The sequence below is a fragment of the Streptomyces sp. NPDC059679 genome (assembly GCF_042734105.1).
Taxonomy (GTDB): Bacteria; Actinomycetota; Actinomycetes; order Streptomycetales; family Streptomycetaceae; genus Streptomyces.
This window is the reverse complement of sequence record NZ_JBHWES010000103.1, coordinates 1-19,068: the sequence shown is the minus strand read 5'-3', so window position 1 is coordinate 19,068 and position 19,068 is coordinate 1. Positions and strand designations below refer to the sequence as shown.

Annotated in this window: 19 protein-coding genes, 1 pseudogene and 1 riboswitch; of the genes and pseudogenes, 10 read left to right on the top strand and 10 right to left on the bottom strand. The window is 71.4% G+C overall.

What is annotated here, in order from left to right; all coding sequences use genetic code 11:
* Positions 1-40 precede the first annotated feature (40 nt).
* Together ACFV2X_RS51720 and ACFV2X_RS51715 are read left to right on the top strand one after the other, a co-directional pair.
* Positions 41-1,447, top strand: a complete 1,407-nt coding sequence (locus ACFV2X_RS51720; protein WP_385630385.1) for a serine hydrolase domain-containing protein — start codon at positions 41-43, stop codon at positions 1,445-1,447.
* 176 nt (positions 1,448-1,623) lie between these two features.
* Positions 1,624-2,886, top strand: coding sequence for an SGNH/GDSL hydrolase family protein (locus ACFV2X_RS51715; protein ID WP_385630382.1), 1,263 nt, complete (start codon positions 1,624-1,626; stop codon positions 2,884-2,886).
* Between the two features lie 3 nt (positions 2,887-2,889).
* On the opposite strand, the gene ACFV2X_RS51710 is transcribed toward ACFV2X_RS51715, so the two are convergent.
* The gene (locus ACFV2X_RS51710) at positions 2,890-3,342 is read right to left on the bottom strand and encodes a GNAT family N-acetyltransferase (RefSeq protein ID WP_385630380.1); all 453 of its coding nucleotides are present in this window, start codon (positions 3,340-3,342) and stop codon (positions 2,890-2,892) included.
* Positions 3,343-3,352: 10 nt separating this feature from the next.
* The gene (locus ACFV2X_RS51705; RefSeq protein WP_385630377.1) at positions 3,353-3,841 is read right to left on the bottom strand and encodes a MarR family winged helix-turn-helix transcriptional regulator; all 489 of its coding nucleotides are present in this window, start codon (positions 3,839-3,841) and stop codon (positions 3,353-3,355) included.
* 159 nt (positions 3,842-4,000) lie between these two features.
* On the opposite strand from ACFV2X_RS51705, the gene ACFV2X_RS51700 reads away from it, so the two are divergent.
* Entirely contained in the window at positions 4,001-5,224 is a 1,224-nt protein-coding gene (locus ACFV2X_RS51700; RefSeq protein WP_385630375.1) for an MFS transporter, read from the top strand.
* 113 nt (positions 5,225-5,337) lie between these two features.
* Here the strand turns inward: ACFV2X_RS51700 and ACFV2X_RS51695 are convergent, their stop codons facing one another.
* Positions 5,338-5,949, bottom strand: a complete 612-nt coding sequence (locus tag ACFV2X_RS51695) for a DUF2269 family protein (RefSeq protein WP_385630372.1) — start codon at positions 5,947-5,949, stop codon at positions 5,338-5,340.
* 128 nt (positions 5,950-6,077) lie between these two features.
* Here ACFV2X_RS51695 and ACFV2X_RS51690 point away from each other — a divergent pair, with 128 nt between their 5' ends.
* The 3 genes from ACFV2X_RS51690 to ACFV2X_RS51680 all read left to right on the top strand — a co-directional run bounded on the left by ACFV2X_RS51690 (position 6,078) and on the right by ACFV2X_RS51680 (position 9,737).
* The gene (locus ACFV2X_RS51690) at positions 6,078-6,710 is read left to right on the top strand and encodes an HAD family hydrolase (RefSeq protein WP_385630369.1); all 633 of its coding nucleotides are present in this window, start codon (positions 6,078-6,080) and stop codon (positions 6,708-6,710) included.
* 333 nt (positions 6,711-7,043) lie between these two features.
* Positions 7,044-8,651, top strand: coding sequence for a globin domain-containing protein (locus tag ACFV2X_RS51685; protein WP_385630366.1), 1,608 nt, complete (start codon positions 7,044-7,046; stop codon positions 8,649-8,651).
* A 216-nt stretch (positions 8,652-8,867) separates the two neighbouring features.
* Positions 8,868-9,737 (top strand): pyridoxamine 5'-phosphate oxidase family protein, encoded by an 870-nt coding sequence (locus tag ACFV2X_RS51680; RefSeq protein ID WP_385630407.1) that lies wholly within the window; start codon positions 8,868-8,870, stop codon positions 9,735-9,737.
* Between the two features lie 87 nt (positions 9,738-9,824).
* On the opposite strand, the gene ACFV2X_RS51675 is transcribed toward ACFV2X_RS51680, so the two are convergent.
* From ACFV2X_RS51675 to ACFV2X_RS51655, 5 genes are all read right to left on the bottom strand, one after another.
* Entirely contained in the window at positions 9,825-10,310 is a 486-nt protein-coding gene (locus tag ACFV2X_RS51675) for an NUDIX domain-containing protein (RefSeq protein ID WP_043490839.1), read from the bottom strand.
* A 42-nt stretch (positions 10,311-10,352) separates the two neighbouring features.
* Positions 10,353-11,249: a LysR family transcriptional regulator gene (locus ACFV2X_RS51670; protein ID WP_385630362.1), complete on the bottom strand. Its 897-nt coding sequence runs from the start codon at positions 11,247-11,249 to the stop codon at positions 10,353-10,355.
* A gap of 255 nt (positions 11,250-11,504) precedes the next feature.
* Complete coding sequence (locus ACFV2X_RS51665) at positions 11,505-12,722, bottom strand: cystathionine gamma-lyase (protein ID WP_385630359.1); 1,218 nt, start codon at positions 12,720-12,722, stop codon at positions 11,505-11,507.
* The gene (locus ACFV2X_RS51660) at positions 12,719-13,312 is read right to left on the bottom strand and encodes a low molecular weight protein-tyrosine-phosphatase (RefSeq protein ID WP_385630356.1); all 594 of its coding nucleotides are present in this window, start codon (positions 13,310-13,312) and stop codon (positions 12,719-12,721) included. Before ACFV2X_RS51660 ends, ACFV2X_RS51665 begins: the two co-directional genes overlap by 4 nt.
* A gap of 24 nt (positions 13,313-13,336) precedes the next feature.
* Positions 13,337-13,717, bottom strand: a complete 381-nt coding sequence (locus ACFV2X_RS51655; protein WP_358637692.1) for a phage holin family protein — start codon at positions 13,715-13,717, stop codon at positions 13,337-13,339.
* Positions 13,718-13,783: 66 nt separating this feature from the next.
* On the opposite strand from ACFV2X_RS51655, the gene ACFV2X_RS51650 reads away from it, so the two are divergent.
* The 3 genes from ACFV2X_RS51650 (at position 13,784) to ACFV2X_RS51640 (ending at position 15,527) form a co-directional block, all read left to right on the top strand.
* Positions 13,784-14,101: a cupin domain-containing protein gene (locus ACFV2X_RS51650; protein WP_014177917.1), complete on the top strand. Its 318-nt coding sequence runs from the start codon at positions 13,784-13,786 to the stop codon at positions 14,099-14,101.
* Positions 14,102-14,283: 182 nt separating this feature from the next.
* The gene (locus ACFV2X_RS51645) at positions 14,284-14,502 is read left to right on the top strand and encodes a DUF5326 family protein (RefSeq protein WP_014177916.1); all 219 of its coding nucleotides are present in this window, start codon (positions 14,284-14,286) and stop codon (positions 14,500-14,502) included.
* A 587-nt stretch (positions 14,503-15,089) separates the two neighbouring features.
* The gene (locus ACFV2X_RS51640; protein WP_043487236.1) at positions 15,090-15,527 is read left to right on the top strand and encodes an SsgA family sporulation/cell division regulator; all 438 of its coding nucleotides are present in this window, start codon (positions 15,090-15,092) and stop codon (positions 15,525-15,527) included.
* Between the two features lie 4 nt (positions 15,528-15,531).
* On the opposite strand, the gene ACFV2X_RS51635 is transcribed toward ACFV2X_RS51640, so the two are convergent.
* Positions 15,532-16,887 (bottom strand): YibE/F family protein, encoded by a 1,356-nt coding sequence (locus ACFV2X_RS51635; protein ID WP_385630351.1) that lies wholly within the window; start codon positions 16,885-16,887, stop codon positions 15,532-15,534.
* A 69-nt stretch (positions 16,888-16,956) separates the two neighbouring features.
* Positions 16,957-17,101: riboswitch (TPP riboswitch) on the top strand.
* On the opposite strand from ACFV2X_RS51635, the gene thiC reads away from it, so the two are divergent.
* Positions 17,095-18,861, top strand: coding sequence for a phosphomethylpyrimidine synthase ThiC (gene thiC / locus ACFV2X_RS51630; RefSeq protein WP_385630348.1), 1,767 nt, complete (start codon positions 17,095-17,097; stop codon positions 18,859-18,861). (Overlaps the previous riboswitch by 7 nt.)
* Before the next feature lie 97 nt (positions 18,862-18,958).
* Here the strand turns inward: thiC and ACFV2X_RS51625 are convergent.
* A pseudogene (locus tag ACFV2X_RS51625) lies at positions 18,959-19,068 on the bottom strand (GNAT family N-acetyltransferase); the annotation flags it as partial.

Genomic DNA, 19,068 nt, shown 5'->3' with positions numbered 1-19,068 from the left:
CATGGGCCGCGGGATATGGCGCGGCGCATAGGGTGCGGGCATGACCGCGCCCATGGATGAGACCGCACAGCCCCTGCCCGCCACCCGTCGCGCCCTGCTCCGCCGGATCGCCATCGCGCAGACCGAGGGCCGCGCGCCGTCCCTCGTGGGCGCGGTGGTGCGGGACGGGCAGCTGTGGTGGGTGGGGACGCGCGGGGAACTGGGACGGCGCACGCCCGATGCCAACACCCAGTACCGCATCGGGTCGCTCACCAAGACCTTTGTGGCGGTGCTGGTGATGCGGCTGCGCGACGAGGGGCTGCTGTATCTCGGCGACCCGGTCTCCCGCCACCTGGACGTACCGGAGGCCGGGGACGCGACCATCGCCCAGCTGCTCTCCCACACCTCGGGCCTGGCGGCGGAGGCCCGCGGCCCCTGGTGGGAGCGTACGCCGGGCGAACTGCGGCCCGAGACGGCCGACATCTTCGGGGAGCGCCCGCTGCGCCACCCCGCCGGCCGCCGCCACCACTACTCCAACCCCGGCTTCGCGCTGCTGGGCGCGCTCGTCGAGCGGCTGCGCGGCGCGCCCTGGGACGAGGTGCTGCGGCTTGAGGTGCTGGAGCCGCTGGGGATGGCGCGCACCTCGTCGCTGCCTCAGCCCCCGCACGCCGAGGGCTGGGCGGTGCACCCCTGGGCGGATGTGCTGCTGCCCGAACCCGCCGTGGACACCGGCCGGATGGCCCCGGCCGGGCAGCTGTGGTCGACGGCGGCCGACCTGGCCCGGTACGCCGCCTTCCTGATGGACGGGGACGACCGGGTGCTGGACCCCCGGACGCTGGCCGAGATGCGGGCCCCGGCGGCCGCCCCCGAGGACGACGACTGGGACGCCGGCTATGGCCTCGGCATCCAGCTGACCCGCCACGACGGCCGCGTTCTCATCGGCCACACCGGTTCCATGCCGGGCTTCCTGGCCGCCCTGTGGGCGAGCCCGGAGGACGGGCTGGCCGGGATCGCGCTGGCCAACGCCACCTCCGGGCCCATGGTCGCCACCGCCGCCGCCGATCTCGTACGGATCGCGGCCGAGCACGAGCCGCCCATGCCCGCGCCCTGGCGCCCGCTGCCCGAGGCCGATCCGGAGCTGGTGGCCCTGACCGGGCCCTGGTACTGGGGCCCCACCCCCTTCCTGCTGCGGCTGCGCCCCGAGCGGGGGCTCGAGCTGCGCCCGCTGAACGGAAGGGGACGCGGCTCGCGGTTCCGGGCGGAGCCGGACGGCACCTGGACCGGGCTCGACGGCTACTACGCGGGGGAGACGCTGCGCGTGGTGCGGGGCGCGGGCGGCGGTCCGTACGGCGGGGCGGACAACGTCCACCTCGATCTGGGCACCTTCGTCTTCACCCGGGAGCCGTACGAGGCCGATGGCGCGGTGCCGGGCGGGGTGGATCCGCGGGGGTGGCGCCCGGGGGCGTGAGCCGCGCCCCGGCTCCGGCCCGTGCCTGAGACCGGCCGTGCCTGAGACCGGCCGTGCCTGACCCTGGCGGTGGTACGCATCGGCGGGGGCTGGGTAGGCCCCGCGCACCGCCACAGGCTGATCTCCGTACACACGTCCGGCGGCCCCGCGTCCGCCACGTCCGAAGGAGATCCGCCATGCGCCCTTCAGCGCTGCGCGTCGGTGCGTCCCTGCTCGCCCTGACCGCGGTCATGGCCGCCTCAGGCCCGGCCACCGCCCGAACCGCGAGTGACCAGCGTGGGACTGTTTGGTCGGCCGGGTGGGCGGCGCCCGTCCAGCGCCCCAGCGAGGGCTTCGAGGAGAACTGGGCCCTCAAGGGCTTCGCCGACCAGACCGTGCGCCAGGTCGTGCGGGTGACCGGCGGTGGCACCGCGGCCCGGATCAGGCTGTCGAATCTGTACGGCAGCGAGCCGCTGCGCATCGCGGGCGCGACCGTCGCCCGGACCGCGGGCGGCGCGTCGGTCGAGGCCGGGAGCGTGCGCAGGCTGACCTTCGGGCACCGGCGGGCGGTGACGATCCCGGCGGGCGGCGAGACGGCCAGCGACGCGGCTCCGGTGCGCGTGGCGCCGTTCGAATCGCTGACGGTGACGCTGTACTTCGCGGAGCCGACCGGTCCGTCCACGTTCCACGCCCAGGCGTATGCGAAGAGCTATCGCGCGGAGGGCGACCACGGCGCAGACCGTACGGGCGCGGCCTTCACCGCGTACACCCACTCCTGGTACTACCTCTCGGACGTGGAGCTGACCGGCGGGGGCGCCGGACGGCGCGGCTCCGTGGTCGCCTTCGGCGACTCCATCACCGACGGCTTCGGCTCGACCTCAGACGCCAACAGCCGCTGGCCGGACCTGCTGGCGGAGCGCCTGGCGGCGGCCGGCACCCCGCGCCCGGTCCTCAACTCCGGTATCGGGGGGAACCTGCTGCTGCACGACTCGCCCTGGTACGGGGACCGGGCGGGCGCCCGGTTCCGGCGCGATGTGCTGGACAAGCCGGGCGTCAGGTCGGTGATCCTGCTGCAGGGGCTCAACGACATCGGGTTCAGCGAGGTGGATCTGCCCACCTACAAGCCCGATCCGCAGGTCTCGGCCGAGCAGGTGATCGCCGGCTACCGCGAGCTGATCGCGCGGGCCCATGCCAGGGGGGTGCGGGTCGTGGGCGCGACGATCCTGCCCTTCAAGGGCGCCGAGTACCACACGGCGCGTTCCGAGGCGAAGCGCGCCGCGATCAACGAGTGGATCCGCACCTCAGGCGAGTTCGCCGCGGTGGTCGACTTCGCCGAGGTCATGGCCTCGCCGTCGGATCCGCTGGCGCTCGACCCGGCGTACGACAGCGGGGACCACAAGCACCCCAACGACGCGGGCTACCGGCGGATGGCCGAGGCGATCGACCTCGACGCGCTCTGAGTCCTAGAGCGCGAGCTTGAATCCCACGTGCGAGGCCTCGAAGCCGAGGCGCTCGTAGAAGCGGTGGGCGTCGGTACGGGTCGCGTCCGAGGTGAGCTGCACCAGTACGCAGCCCTCGCGGCGCGACTCGTCGACTGCCCACTGGATCAGCTGGGTGCCGAGCCCGCCGCCGCGCTCGTCGGAGTGGATGCGGACGGCCTCGATGATCGAACGGGTGGCGCCGCGCCGGGACAGGCCGGGGATGACGGTGAGCTGGAGGGTGCCGACGGTACGGCCGTCCCGTACGGCGACGACCAGACGCTGGCCCGGGTCGCGGTCGATCCGCTCGAACGCCGCCCGGTAGGGGGCCAGGTCGTCCGGAGACTCGCGCCGGGCGCCGAGCGGATCGTCGGCCAGCATGGCCACGATGGCGGGTATGTCGTCGGCGGTCGCCCGGCGGATCTCGAAGTCGCTCATGGCGGGCAGCCTACGCGGGGGCCCACAGCCCTTCGACGGCCGCGACCAGCGGGGCCAGCTCGGGCCGTGCGGCGGCGTCCTGGAGGGCGTAGCGCAGTGCGGCGTCGTTGGTGGGGCGGGCTTGGTCGAGCAGTTCCCGGCCGGCCGGGGTGACGTTGGTGTAGATGCCGCGGCGGTCGTCCGGGCAGATGTAGCGGGACAGCAGCCCGCGATCCTCCAGCCGGGTGACCAGGCGGGTGGTGGCGCTCTGGCTGAGGACGACGGCGTCGGCGAGCTGGCGCATCTGGAGATGCCCGCCCGGGCCGTCGTGCTGCTCGTTGAGCACGTTGAGCACCGAGAACTCGCGGACGCTCAGCTCGTGCCGGGCCTGCAGCGCGCGCTCGACGTGGGTCTCGATGCGGCCGTGCAGGGAGGACAGGGCGCACCAGCTCTGGGCGAGGGCCCGCCCGCCGGGCAGCGGCTCCTCCGGGGGCGGCGCGTCGGTCGGCGCATCCGGCATGGGTCCCCTCCTTGGGTGTGGTGCCCCCAGGGTAGTCCACTCGATGAAAAAGACGGCGCTTGCAAATAAAACGCGTCTGCAATTATTGTCAACGCGTTCAAAGCTTCCATGCAATCGCCCACTCGCTCACTCGCCCACTCGTTCTGAGGACCGCCCGACATGCCCCTCGCCCTGCTGGCGCTCGCCATCGGCGCCTTCGGTATCGGCACCACCGAATTCGTGATCATGGGACTGCTGCCCGAGGTGGCGGACGAGTTCCATGTCTCCATCCCCACCGCCGGATACGCGACCACCGGCTACGCCCTCGGCGTCGTCTTCGGCGCCCCGCTGCTGACCCTGCTCGGCACCCGGCTCACCCGTAAGCAGATGCTGACGACGCTGATGGGGCTGTTCATCGCGGGCAATCTGCTCTCCGCGTTCGCCCCCGCCTTCCTTCTGCTGCTCGCCGGGCGGGTGCTCGCCTCCTTCGCGCACGGCGCCTTCTTCGGCATCGGCGCGGTGGTCGCCGCCGACCTGGTCGCCCCGCACAAGCGGGCCCAGGCCATCGCCACCATGTTCACCGGCCTGACCGTCGCCAACGTCGTCGGCGTCCCCATGGGCACCTGGATCGGCCAGACCTTCGGCTGGCGCGCGTCCTTCCTCGCCGTCGCCGGCCTCGGCGTGCTCGGCCTGGCCGGCATCGCCGCCCTCGTGCCCCGGCAGCCCGGCCCGGCCGCCGCCCGCCTCGGCCAGGAACTCGCGGCCTTCCGCAATCCACAGGTGTGGCTGGCGATGATCATGACCGTGCTCGGCTTCGGCGGGGTCTTCGCCGCCATCACCTACATCACGCCGATGATGGTGGACGTGGCCGGCTACTCCGGCTCCGCCGTGACCTGGCTGCTCGTCCTCTTCGGCCTCGGCCTGGTCGGCGGCAACCTGATCGGCGGGCGCTACGCCGACCGGGCGCTGATGCGGATGCTGTACCTCACCCTCGGCGGACTCGCCGTCGTCCTCGCCGCGTTCGGCTTCACCGCCCACAACAAGATCGCGGCCGCCGCCACCCTCGTCCTGGTCGGAGCCTTCGGCTTCGCGACCGTGGCGCCGCTGCAGAAGCGGGTCATGGACCAGGCCCCGGACGCGCCGACGCTCGCCTCGGCCGCCAACATCGGCGCCTTCAACCTGGGCAACGCCCTGGCCGCCTGGCTCGGCGGCATCGTCATCTCCGCCGGAATGGGCTACACCGCGCCCAACTGGGTCGGCGCCCTGATGGCCGCGGCCGCCCTCGGCACCGCCGTCCTCTCGGCCACCCTCGAACGGCGCACCGCACGCACCGGGCGGATCGTCGCCGCGGGCGGGCTCTCCGCCACCGACGAGCCGAGGGAGGACGCGACAGCCGTACGCTGACCTGGCCGTCACGCCCACCCGTCGCCCACCACCACCCTCAACGGAGGCGCTACGCGCCGGCAGCCCGTCTGCTCGTCGCCCACCACCACCCTCAACGGAGGCGCTACGCGCCCTCATCCCGCCGTGGAGCGGACCTGGGAGCGGGCCGGGATGCGGCTTGCCGTTCGGCGGCCGGACCGTGCCCCGGCCTTGTTCCCGGCCCCGGCTCCGGCTCCGGAGGAACGGCGTCCGGCCTGCCACCGACGGCCGCGCGCCGTCAGCCCCCACGGCTTGAGGACCGAGATGGCGGTGAGGAACAGATAGACGCCCAGCGCCACCGAGGGCGCGATGACGAGATCGACGGTGGACGGCACGGCCCGCCCCGCCGAGGCATCGCCCGCGGCCGACGCGATCTCGGCCCGCAGCGCGAAGACGGACGCGCCGACCGCTGGCACCGTCAGCCAGAACTTGATGTACACCCAGCGGTACCGGGCCAGCCCCCAGGGCGTCCCGAGCGACAGCGCCACCCCGCTCAGCAGGGACGCCAGGCTGATCGGCGCGATCAGCCAGTCGCCGAAGATCTTCATGGCGCGATAGGCGGCCTCGGCGGTGTCCGCCGATCCGGAGGCCGCCCCTGCGATGCCCAGCGCGAGCAGGCAGAGGGTGAGCCCGAGCCAGCCGACGGAGACGACGACATGGACGACGAGAAGGGCCCTGCGGGCGGGCCGCGATAGGTTCGGCTGCATTCCTCCACGGTCGTCCGCGGCGCTCCGTACCGCGTCTGACAGCGGGAGTATCCGCGTGTACTCCCGCCGTACGCCCGCCGTACGCCCGCCGTACGCCGTGCCACTCAGGGCCCCTAGGCTCAGCTTCCATGACCAGACTGCATCTGTTCGATCTGGACGGGACGCTCATCCACGGCTCGGCCGCCGCCGTCGAGATATCCCGTCAGCTCGGGGTGGAGCCGGAGATAGCCGAGCTGGAGCGGGCGTTCGCGGAGGGGGAGCTGAGTACCGCCCAGTTCGCACAGCGGGCCTGTGCGCTGTGGGGGGAGCTGACGGAGCGGCATGTGGCGGCGGCGTTCGAGGGGGCGCCGTGGCTGGTGGGGATCCGTGAGGTGTGGGCGGACATCCGGGGGCGTGGCGAGCGCTGTGCGGTGATTTCGCTCTCTCCCGGCTTCTTCGTGGAGCGGCTGCTGGAATGGGGCGCGGACGCGGCGCGGGGGTCGCGCTGGCCGGCCGTGCCGTTTCGGGAGCCGCTGGAGCCGGAGGGCATCCTCACTCCGGCGGCGAAGGTGCGCATCGCCGATGAACTCTGTGCGACGTTCGGTCTGAGCAGGGAGGACTGTGTCGCTTATGGCGATTCGATGTCGGACGCGGAGCTGTTCGCCGTGGTGCCGGTCTCGATCGCGGTCAACGCCGACCACCATGTGAGCGAAATCGCATCGTGCGGCTATACCGGCCGCGATCTGCGAGAGGCATACGAATTGGCTGGTAACTACCGGTAATTACGATGGTTCCCAGGTGTAACGAAGCCGCCGGACTTGGGGCTTGTTAATTCATCCGGGCCCGGTAGGGTCGGGTCCGGGTTCTGCGCGGTGGCTGTGTCGCGGGGCCACATCGGGGCAATCCAGCCTAACGGAACACGGGTGCCGTTACCTGGAGTTCCGGCTATGTGTCCTGTCCGGCGAACAAGCATGGCATGCTGCCCATGGAGAAGTGCGGGGCGGGCCGTCCGGACCAATCTCATCTCAACCAGTGGAACAGAGCGGGGAATTGCGGGCACATTCCGGCTTCGGAAGTGCGAAGACCGACAGAAAGATGTTCGAGGCGAGGCAACCATGGACGCTCCGACCACCACGCCGTCGGCCGGTAACGACGGTACCGGCGGAAACAGTGGCGACTGGGGCTGGTTCACCCCGAGCAAGAAGCGGGACGAGGACGCTTCCCCGGGCACGGACCAGGATGACGGTCGGCGGGCGCCAAGCCGCCCGGTGAGCCCCATACGGCCGGTCGGCACGGGCGCCGGCCGCCGTACCCCGCCTCCGCCCCCACCCCCGCCCCCGTCGCCGCCCGTGCACGTCGCGCCGCCCCCGGCACAGAGCGCGCCGCCCCCACCCCCGCCCGGGGCCGGGGCGCAGCCGCCCTCCGACGAGTGGCGGAGACCCGCCCGGCGGGACCACGCCCCGCCCGTCGACGCCCGGCAGCCCGCCGACGCCCGGCCGCCCGCCGTACGGGAGCACGAGGAGCACCAGCGCCCCGACGAGGCGCCCGGCGCGCAGGACGTACGGCCGGCGGGCTCGTTCTCCGAGGACCCCACCGCCTCGCCCGACGCGATCCTCATCCGCCGCACGATGGCCGAGATCGAGCCCATCTCGGACAAGGTCACCTCGTACTTCTACGCGCTGCTCTTCGTCCAGCACCCCTATCTGCGCCCGCTGTTCCCCGCCGCGATGGACGCCCAGCGCGACCGGCTCTTCAGGGCCCTGCTGACCGCGGCCAAGCTGGTGGACGACCCGGACATCCTCACCGAGTACCTTTCGGGGCTCGGCCGCGGCCACCGCAAGTACGGCACCCAGCCGGAGCACTACCCGGCCGTCGGCGAGTGCCTGATCGGCGCGCTCACCCGCTATGCGACCGGGACCTGGAGCGATGAGGCCGAGGGCGCCTGGGTCCGGGCGTACACCGCCATCTCGCAGATCATGATCGACGCGGCGGCCGAGGACGAGCTGCGCGCGCCCGCGTGGTGGCAGGCCGAGGTCGTCGGCCATGAGCTGCGCACCCAGGACATCGCGGTCGTCACCGTGCGCCCCGACCAGCCGTACCCCTTCCTCGCCGGCCAGTACACGTCCCTGGAGACCCCCTGGTGGCCCCGGGTGTGGCGGCACTACTCCTTCGCCGCGGCGCCCCGCCCGGACGGTCTGCTGTCCTTCCACGTCAAGGCGGTTCCGGCCGGCTGGGTGTCCTCGGCGCTGGTGCACCGCGCCCGCCCCGGCGATGTGATCCGACTCGGCCCCCCGGCCGGCTCGATGACGGTCGACCACTCCACCGACAACGGCCTGCTCTGCCTGGGCGGCGGCACCGGTATCGCGCCGATCAAGGCCATGGTCGAGGACGTCGCCGAGCACGGTCGCAACCGCCCGGTCGAGGTCTTCTACGGCGCCCGCAGCGACCACGACCTCTACGACATCGACACCATGCTGCGGCTGGCGCAGGCCCACCACTGGCTCTCGGTCCGCCCGGTCGTCTCCGACACCCCGACGAACGGGCTCAGCGGCCGACTCCCGGACGCCGTCCGCCAGTACGGCCCGTGGAACACGTACGACGCCTACCTGTCCGGGCCGCCCGGGATGATCCGCAGCGGTGTGGACACCCTGCGGGGCATCGGGATCCCGTCCCACCGCATACGGCACGATTCGCTCGAAGAGCTCGTCGCGGCGGGGGAATAGCGGACAACTGCAACACGGCGGGGGGCCATGGCGCAGTAGTGACTAGTGAGGAGCAGGGGACTGGGGGCCGGGAGAGCAGTGCATCACTGACTCGAGCGATCGCAGGATGAGGGACAAGTGAGCGTGGACGACGTCGAGCACGAGAGGGCGACGACGGAGACGACAGTGAGGGCGGTGCCGGCATGGGCGGCGCCGGCCGGCGCCCCCACGGCCGATATGGACCGTACGAGACGTCCGGGCAGCGACGGCGAGCACCGGCTGCAGCGACGCCTGGACACGGGCGACCGCGCCGACCGCTTCTACGACGAGCAGGTGCTGGACCGGCTCAACGAGCGGATGCGGGAGTTCGTCGGCCGCCAGGAGATGTTCTTCCTGGCGACGGCCGACCGGCACGGCGAGTGCGACAGCACCTTCCGGGCCGGGCCGCCCGGCTTTCTGCGGGTGTTCGACGACCAGACCCTGGCCTACCCCGAATACCGGGGCAACGGCGTCCTGGCCAGCCTCGGGAACATCGAGGAGAACCCCCACCTCGGCATCCTGATGATCGACTTCCTGCGCGACCGGATCGGTCTGCACATCAACGGCCGGGCGCGGGTGGTGGAGGACGCGGAGATGCGCGCCACCCACCCCGGGCTGCCGGTCGACCCGGTGCCGGGGCGGCGGGCCGTGGTGTGGGTCGAGGTGACGGTCGAGGAGGCGTACATCCACTGCGCCAAGCACATCCCGCATCTCCAGAAGGCGCCCGCCCAGCGACGGCTAGCGGCCAGGGTCGGGGCCAGGGCCGGCGGCGGCACGGTTGGCGGCTTGGACGGGAGCTTGGACGGCGGCGTCGCCGACCGGGACCGTGACGACTGGGGTACGGACGACTTCAAGCGCAAGGGCGGCGACTTCTTCGGCGCCGCCGCCGACGTACGCGAGGGCCGGCGCACGCCCGTGGCCGGCCGGGAGCCGGAGCCGGAGGCCGACCATGGCTCTGGGCCCGCGCGCCCCGAGGAGTGGCAGCAGGAGGCCGAGCGGGTGCTGGCCAGGGCGCGGGAACGGGCGCCTGAGGGGGCCGGGCAGCCGTTCAGCGGCTGGTTCCGGTAGCCCACGACCGGGTAGCCCACGACCGGTAGCCGACGGTTTCCGGTAGTCGCTTGTCGCCGTAGTGGCCGCTTCGGTGGGGCGGCGGAGTCAGCCCAGGTCGTCGGCGAGCAGCGCCAGCACACCTTCGATGTTCGCGTCGAGATACGCGCGCAGCGACGGCGGCACCACCCCCACCGAGGCGATCCCCGCCCGGGTGAACGGGACGCGCACCACCTCGTACTCCCCGCAGGGCTCGTCCACCTCCGGGCCGTGCCGCCGCGACAGGTCCATGGACCCCAGTCGGCATACGAAGAAGTGCTGCACCTTCACACCGGGCGAGGACTCGTCGGGGTGCGGGACGGTGTCCACGAAGGCGGGCACCACGTCCGTCACCTTCGCGCCGAGCTCCTCGTCGACCTCGCGGTGCAGCGCGTCGACGACCGTGGCGTCCTCGGGCTCCACTCCGCCGCCCGGCGTGATCCAGTACGGCTCCTCGCCCGGCTTGGTGCGCTTGATCAGGACCAGCCGGGGCTCGGGGCCGCCGTCGAGCAGGATGGCGCGGGCGGTGCGCTTGACCACAGGTCGTTCGGTCATGGTGGAGATCTGCCGCATGCGTCGCCCGGTGAAACCCCATACTCACCAGTCAACAGCGGCGCGCAGCAGCCACTCGTGCGCCCGCGCGATATGCGGCAGGGCGAGCGCACCGTTCCGGATCACCAGGAAGTACGTGCGCAGCGGCGGCACCGGCGGGTTGAGCAGGGCGACGACCTCCCCCGCGTCCAGCGCGTCCATGCACAGATAGCGCGGCAGGACGCCGAGCCCGACGCCCTCCACGACACAGGTGAGCACCGCCCGCAGATCGGGGGCGATGACGGTGCCCGCGGTGATCGGCGGGGTGTCGAAGACGGCCGACCAGTAGCGGGTGATCAGCGGCAGGCTCTCATGGACCTCGACGACCGGCAGCCGCTCCAGCGCGCTGACGCCCTTGACCTGTAACACCGCGGGGCCGCCGAGCCGGGCCGCCCAGCGCGGCGCGGCGACCAGCACATGTTCCTCGTCGCACAGCGGGGCGGCGGTCAGCAGCCGGCCGCGGGGCCGGGCGGTGGTGACGGCCAGGTCGTGGTGGCCGGCGGCCAGTCCCTCGAACAGCTCCTCCGCGCTGCCGAAGGCGCAGCGCACCGCAAGACCCTGGCTGATGAGCGGGGCGAGGGCGGGCAGGACGCGCAGCGCGGTGAACTCCGGGGGGCCGGCGAGGTGCAGGGTGCGGTTGGCGGAGCTGTCGTCGAGCCCGGCCTCGGCTATCTCCAGCAGCGCGTCGAGGTGGGGTGCTGCCTTGTGGGCGAGCTCTTCGCCGACGCTGGTGGGGACGACCCCGCGCGCGGTGCGCAGAAACAGGGGGCGGCCCAGTTGGCGCTCGAGGGTACGGATCTGGCCGGTGACGGCGGGCTGGGAGAGCCCGAGCAGAACGGCGGCACGGGTGAACGACCCGGCCCGATGAACCGTGACAAATGTGCGTAAGAGGGCCAGATCCATGCGGTTCCCCTCCGCTCGACGCACCCCCGCCGCAGGCCAACTATAAATATGCCGATAGGTCCATGTCGCTACTGTGATTGGACACTGACGCTGAGTCAACTAGCCTTGTTCAAGCGGTTCTCCATGAGGGAACCGGGGCGTCTCAAGCCACGAGGGGGGAGGCTTGAGACGCCCGCCCGGTATGGCCTGATTCCGAGGGGCGCGCTGTCGGCCGCGGCCACCTCCGTCACTGCCGTCACCCCCGCACCGCGCCCTTTACTTCATCGAGGCTTCATCGAGTGCCCGCAGCACATCCGCGATCAGGTCGTCCGGATCCTCGGCGCCCACCGAGAAGCGGATGAAGCCGTCCGGCACGGCGTCACCGCCCCACCGCCCGCGCCGCTCGGCCGTGGACCGTACGCCGCCGAAGCTGGTCGCGTCGTCGACCAGGCGCAGCGCGGCCAGGAAGCGATCGGCGTGCTCCTGGCCGGGGAGGACGAAGGACACCACACAGCCGTAGCGCCCGCCGCGCATCTGGGCCGCCGCGACGCGGTGTGCGGGGTCGGTTGGCAGCCCGGGGTGGCGCAGCCCGGTGACCTCGGGGCGCTCGCGCAGCGCCTCGGCCAGGGAGAGTGCGGTCCGCGCCTGGCGGTCGACGCGCAGCTGGAGGGTGGCCAGGGAGCGGTGCGCGAGCCATGCCTCCATCGGGCCGGGGATCCCGCCGGCCATCTTGCGCCAGGCGCGTACGGAGGCGGCCAGGCCCGGGTCGCGGCAGGTGACATAGCCGAGCAGGACGTCGCCGTGGCCGGTGAGCGCCTTGGTGCCGCTGGCGACGGAGAAGTCCGCGCCGAGTTCGAGGGGGCGCTGGCCGAGCGGGGTGGCCAGGGTGTTGTCGACGGCGACCAGCGCGCCCCGCTCGTGGGCGGCGCCGGCCAGCCGGCGGATATCGCATACGTCCAGGCCCGGGTTGGCCGGGGACTCGATCCACAGCAGCTTCACGGGCCGCGGTTCGTTGTCGGGCCGCGGTTCGGCATGTTCGTTATGGGGGCCGCCGCCCGCGTCCGGCGCGCCGTCCAGGAGGGGCAGCTGGGCGTCGCCGCCGGTGGGTGCGGTGCGCACCTCGATGCCGTAGCCCCTCAGCCGCTCGCCGAGCGGGGCCAGGAGCTGATACCCGTCGGAGGGCAGGACGGCCGCGTCACCCTGCCCCAGCTGGGACAGCAGCACCGCGGAGATCGCGCCCATGCCGGAGGCGAAGACCACCGTCTCGGCGTCGGCATCCGGCGACTCCAGCTCGCTGATGGCCCGCTCCAGCCGGGTCCAGGTGGGGTTGGCGTCCCGGCCGTAGGTGTACGGGCCCTGGTGGACGTCGGCGTCGCCGGGCAGGTGGTAGTGGGCGGCGAAGGCCGGGCCCGGCAGGGTCGGCTCGTACGCCTCGGGCTCGGGCAGCCCGGCCCGTACGGCCCGCGTGCCGTCGCCCGTGTGCTTGCTCGTCATGCGTTCTCTTCGGGGGCGGTAGGTGTGACGGAAGTAACAGGGGCGGCTGGGGCGGCCGGTGCGGGGGTGTCCCGGGCGGCGAGGGCCTTGCTCACCGCGTCCAGCAGCCCTTCGCTCGCCGCCTCGATCATCTCCAGGCACGCCTCGAAGTCGTCCGGCCCGCCGAAGTACGGGTCGGGCACGTCCAGGGCGTCCTGGGCTTCCGAGTCCGCGTCGGGGTTTGTGCCTGGGGCGTATGCGCGCAGCAGCCGCACCTTCGCGGCGTCCTCGGGCGTCGGGGCGAGGGCGCGCAGCTCCCGCAGATGGCCGCTGTCCAGGGCGATCACCAGGTCGAGGGCGGAGAACCACGAGGACTGGAACTGCCGGGCGATGTGGTTCTGCTCATAGCCGTGGGCCGTGAGCGCGGAGATGGTGCGCCGGTCCGCCCCGTCGCCCTCGTGCCAGGGGCCGGTGCCCGCGCTGTCCACCTCGACACGACCGTCGAGCCCGGCTTCCTCGGCGTATGCGCGGAAGACGGATTCGGCCATCGGCGACCGGCATATGTTGCCGGTGCAGACGAAGCAGACGCGGTAGGGCGACGGGGCTCTCATGCGTCCCATCATGCTGGACTGCGCTCAGTCCTTGTCGTCGGGCAGGACGACATGCAGGGCCCAGGCGACGATGGAGATGATCAACGCGCCTATGACGGCCGTCCCGAAGCCCTCGACGTGGAAGGCCAGGTCGAACTTGTTGGCCAGCCAGGAGGTCAGCAGCAGCATCAGGGCGTTGATCACCAGGGTGATCAGCCCGAGGGTGAGAATGAACAGCGGAAAGGCCAGCAGTTTGACCACTGGTTTGACCACGACGTTCACCAGGCCGAACACGAGCGCCACAAGAATGAGCGTGATCGCCTTGCGGCCGGCGTTCTCGCCGTTCAGCGTGATGTCCTTGAGGAGCCAGATGGCCACCCAGAGGGCGCCCGCGTTGGCGATCGTCTTGACGAGAAGATTCTTCATGGTTGAGATCGTCGCAGAACAGGCCCCGCGCTGGGCAGGGCCGGGGAGCAAGGGGCGGAGAGGCGAATGAAGGCGTTCCGGCTGGACGAGCTGGAGGCGGAGCGTGCCGCGAACGACGGTGCGTATCTGCAGTTCCTGCGCGAGCGGAACATGTCCGTCGGGCTGTACGCGCTGGACGCGGGCCAGACCGATCCACAGCAGCCGCACGGCCAGGACGAGGTGTACCTGGTGGTGAGCGGGCGGGCGTCGATCACGGTGGGCATGGAGACCACACAGGTGGCGCGCGGCAGCGTCGTGTACGTACCGGCCGGTGTGGCGCACAAGTTCCACCACATCACGGAGGACCTGCGGGTCATGGTGGTCTTCTCCCCGCCGGAGAGCTGATTCTCCGACTGGGAGCTGATGCGCCCGCCCCGCGTCCCGTAGGGGTTCGGTCAGGGGAGGACGGGGGACGCGGGGCCTGTGTTGGCTTGTCGGCCGTCCTAGCATCGAAGGCGGGGGATGCGGGCCGGCACAGACGCTGTCGGTCCGGACCGACTCGCTCAGCGAAGAAAGCAGGGACCGACGTGGCGACGAAGGGCATATTTCAGGGCTTGCCGTGGTGGGTGACATGGGTCGCAGTTCCGATCCTCGTGCTGGCCGTGTTCGGCGGGCTGATCATGAGCGTGGTCGGCTTCGTCGTCGGTCTGGTCTTCAAGGCCCTGCTGCTGGTGGCGCTCGTCGCCGGTCTGATCTACCTCGTGCGGAAGTTCAGCTCGTCCTCGTCGTCCCGCGGCGACTGGTGACCCCGCGCGGCGGCTGCGCCGCCGCGGGCCTCACGTACGCCACAGACCGCGGCCGCGTCGTCGCGCGCCGCGGGTACACCGCGGGTCTCGGGTACGCCGCGTGGGGGATACGCGCGTTCCAAACCTCAGCTTGACGGCACCGTTCCGGTTAGAGTTCGAGTGCTCGACGTCTCCCGTTCCGGGCGTCTGCCTCGCAACACACCCCGGGGGTGCCTGTTGACGAAAGCAATCATGGCCGCGGCCGGTGAACCGGCTCCGAACTCCCACGTCATAGGCCGGCGCCGCCCCGCCCGGCCCGGCGAGCGGATGCGCCCGCCCGCGCCGATTTTCTTGATCGCAGCCGCGCGAACAGCCGCGGCAACTCTGGCCATTTCCAGTCCCTCACATGAGGCAAACCGACTCCGCCCCGCAGTCGAGTCGCTACGCTCCAGAGTCGGCCGAGATATCAGCACCCTCTCAATCCCTATCAATATCTGAAAATTCACTTCTTATGGCCCGCTGGAGCTAGGCGGACCATGGCGTCAAGAGGCCAGGCCGTTCAAACCTGGCCATTCGCAATCAACTCGGGGCGGCGAACGATGCGTGACATGCGCGACACAGTCCAGGCAGAAGTGACGATGACCTTCCTGGTCTCCCAGGACCTCTCCTTCCGGATCCCGGTCGAGCTGTCCTACGACAGCAGCGACCCGTACGCAGTCGAGATCACCTTCCATCTGCCCGGCGACGCGCCCGTCAGCTGGGCCTTCGCCCGGGAGTTGCTATTGGACGGATTGAGCAAACCCTCGGGCGAGGGCGATGTGCGCATCGCCCCCGCCTCACCGGAGGGGCTTTCGGACGTCTTCATCAGGCTCCAAGTGGGGGCCGAGCGGGCGCTGTTCCGGGCCGGCGCCGCCCCGCTGGTGGCCTTCCTGGACCGTACGGACCGGGTGGTTCCGTTCGGCCAGGAGCAGGCGGCCTGCGATCCGGTCGGCGACCTGGACGCGGAGCTCGACCGGATCCTCGCGGAGGACCGGTACGCCGGCTAGCGCGTCAGCGCCCGCGCGCCCGGCGCCGCCGTCCGCGTCCGCCCCGGCCCCCGTGGCCCCCCTGCTCCGCGCCGCCCTGTGGCGCGCGGTCCGCGGAGACCACGAGCGCGGCGAGCGCGGTGGTCACCGGCACCGAGGCGACGAGGCCGATGCTGCCCACGAGCGTCCGTACGATCTCCTCCGCGACGATCTCGCTCGTCGCCACCGCCCCCACTCCGCTGTCCGCGATCGAGAACAGGAGCAGCAGCGGCAGCGAGGCGCCCGCGTACGCGAGGACCAGGGTGTTCACGACGGACGCGATATGGTCCCGCCCGATGCGCATCGCGGCCGCGTACAGCTTGCGCCAGCCCGCCGTGGGGTCCGCCTCCCTGAGCTCCCACACCGCGGAGGTCTGGGTGACGGTCACGTCGTCCAGCACCCCCAAAGACCCGATGATCACCCCGGCCAGCAGCAGACCGCGGATCTCGATATTCGGATAGAGGCCGTGGACCAGCCCCGTCTGGTCGTCGGTGTTGCCCGTCAGGCTGGCCCAGCCGATGAACAGCGAGCCCAGCAGGCCGATCAGCAGCAGTGAGATGAGCGTGCCGAGCACGGCGACCGATGTACGCGCCGTCAGCCCATGGCACATGTACAGCGCGATGAGCATGATCGCGCTGCCCCCCACGATCGCGACGACCAGCGGGTTGGAGCCGTCGAGGATCGCCGGGAGGATGAACAGCGTCAGCACCCCGAAGCTGACCGCGAGCGCCACCAGCGCGAAGACGCCGCGCAGCCGCCCGACGACCACGACCGCGAGCGCGAACAGCCCGGCGAGCAGCGCCATGGGCAGCGCCCGGTCGACGTCCGAGACGGAGTACTGCAGATTCTTGGGTGCCTTGGGCGCGTACGCCAGCTTCAGCTTCTGACCGGCGTCGTACTTGCGGGACGCGTTCGGCTGGACGATTTCTTCAAAGGTGCGGCCTTTGTCCTTGCCAGAGGTGACCTCGATGGTCGCCTTCTCGCAGATGGTGTCCTTGCCGGATCCGCCGGCCGCGCCCGCCGCGTTCTCCTGGCCGGCGGCATCCTGACCCGGCTCGGTGGGCTGCTGCGGCTGGGCGTTGACGTCGGCGCAGTTGACCTCCTCGACCTTCACCACCCGCCCGGCCACGGTCTGCTGGTCGAAGCCGAGCCCGCTGCGCTCATGGGCCTTGTGGTCGGGCGTACCGCCCGGCCACAGCACGATCAGCCCGGCGACGACGGCCGCCGCGAAGGGGATGAGGACGGCCGCGATGACCTTGCGCAGATGGGCGGAGACAGGCGTGGCCGGGCCGTGGCTGTGCGAATGTCCGGGCGCATGGCTCTCCTGCGATGTCGAGGTCACCGTCAGATCATCGCAAGAGCGAGGGCCCTCTGTTCAGCGCCGCCGGACAACCGTTAGCGTGGGTGACACCTTTGCAATCGCGGGAGCTCGGAGCACCGGGCTGAGAGGGCGCTGATTGTGTCGGCCCGGGGAGGAACTCCCGGGCCCCATGCTGCGCCGACCGCTGAACCTGTTACCGGGTAATGCCGGCGTAGGGAGTGGGTCTCAATGACTCTGCAGGATGCACGCACGCCCGAAATGCGCGAGTTCGGCTGGCATAAGGGATATGTCACAGGCTCGCGACCGGACCTCCAGGTCCCGGTCCGCCGAGTGCACCTCACCAATGGCCAGGACGTCACGCTGTACGACACCTCCGGCCCGTACACCGACCCCCAGATCGAGACAGATGTCCGCCGCGGCCTCGCGCCGCTGCGGCAGAACTGGATCCTCGCCCGCGGCGACACCGAAGAGTACGCGGGCCGCCCCGTCCGCCCAGAGGACGACGGCATCAAGCACACCGCGCCGCGCGGCGGGCTGCGCAACCTCGACGCGGTCTTCCCTGGCCGCCCCCGCCAGCCCCGCCGGGGCCGGGACGGCGCCGCCGTGACCCAGCTCGCGTATGCGCGCCAGGGCGAGATCACCGCGGAGATGGAGTACGTGGCGCTCCGCGAGAATGTCTCCCCCGAGGTGGTCCGCGAGGAGATCGCGGCCGGCCGGGCGGTCCTCCCGGCCAACGTCAACCACCCGGAGATCGAGCCGATGATCATCGGCAAGCGATTCCTGGTGAAGGTCAACGCCAACATCGGCAACTCCGCCGTCACCTCCTCCATCGAGGAGGAGGTCGAGAAGATGACCTGGGCGACCCGCTGGGGCGCCGACACGGTCATGGACCTCTCCACCGGCCGCAATATCCACACCACCCGCGAGTGGGTGCTGCGCAACTCCCCCGTCCCCATCGGCACGGTGCCGCTCTACCAGGCGCTGGAGAAGGTCGACGGCAAGGCTGAGGAGCTGACCTGGGAGATCTACAAGGACACCGTCATCGAACAGGCCGAGCAGGGCGTCGACTACATGACGGTGCACGCGGGCGTACGACTGCCGTACGTCCCGCTGACCGCCCGCCGCAAGACCGGCATCGTCTCGCGCGGCGGCTCCATCATGGCGGCGTGGTGCCTGGCCCACCACAAGGAGTCGTTCCTCTATACCCACTTCGAGGAGCTCTGCGAGATCCTCGCCGCGTACGACGTCACCTACTCGCTGGGCGACGGACTGCGCCCCGGCTCGATCGCCGACGCCAACGACGAGGCGCAGTTCGCGGAGTTGCGCACGCTCGGCGAACTCAACCGGATCGCCAAGCGGCACGACGTCCAGACGATGATCGAGGGCCCGGGCCATGTCCCGATGCACAAGATCAAGGAGAACATCGACCTCCAGCAGGAGATCTGCGAGGAGGCCCCCTTCTACACCCTCGGCCCGCTCACCACCGATATCGCCCCCGCCTACGACCACATCACCTCGGGCATCGGCGCGGCGATGATCGCCTGGTGGGGCACGGCGATGCTCTGCTACGTCACGCCGAAGGAGCACCTGGGCCTGCCCGACCGCGACGACGTCAAGACCGGCGTCATCACGTACAAGATCGCCGCCCACGCGGCCGATCTCGCCAAGGGCCACCCCGGCGCCCAGGAGTGGGACGACGCCCTGTCCGACGCCCGCTTCGAATTCCGCTGGGAGGACCAGTTCAACCTGGCCCTCGACCCGGACACGGCCCGCTCCTTCCACGATGAGACGCTGCCGGCGGAACCGGCGAAGACGGCGCACTTCTGCTCCATGTGCGGGCCGAAGTTCTGCTCGATGAAGATCAGCAGAAGCATCACAGAGCAGTTCGGCGGCGACGCCGACGCGACGCCTGAGGAGATCGAGGCGGGAATGCTCAAGAAGTCCAAGGAGTTCGCTGAGGCGGGCAACCGCGTCTATCTGCCGATCGCCGACTGATCCCGAGCCGCGCTGCGCGCTGCGGGCTTTTTCGTCAGTGGACAAGCCCGCAGCGCTTCGCGCCCCAGGCGCACTCCCCGGCGGTTCCGTCGCAAACTCAACTGGACGGCGTGACCGGGGACCACATGCCGAGCCACTGCTCGGCGCCCCAGGCTTCGAACCGCTCTACCTCAGTGAACCCCAGCTTCGCCGCGAGACGCATCGAGC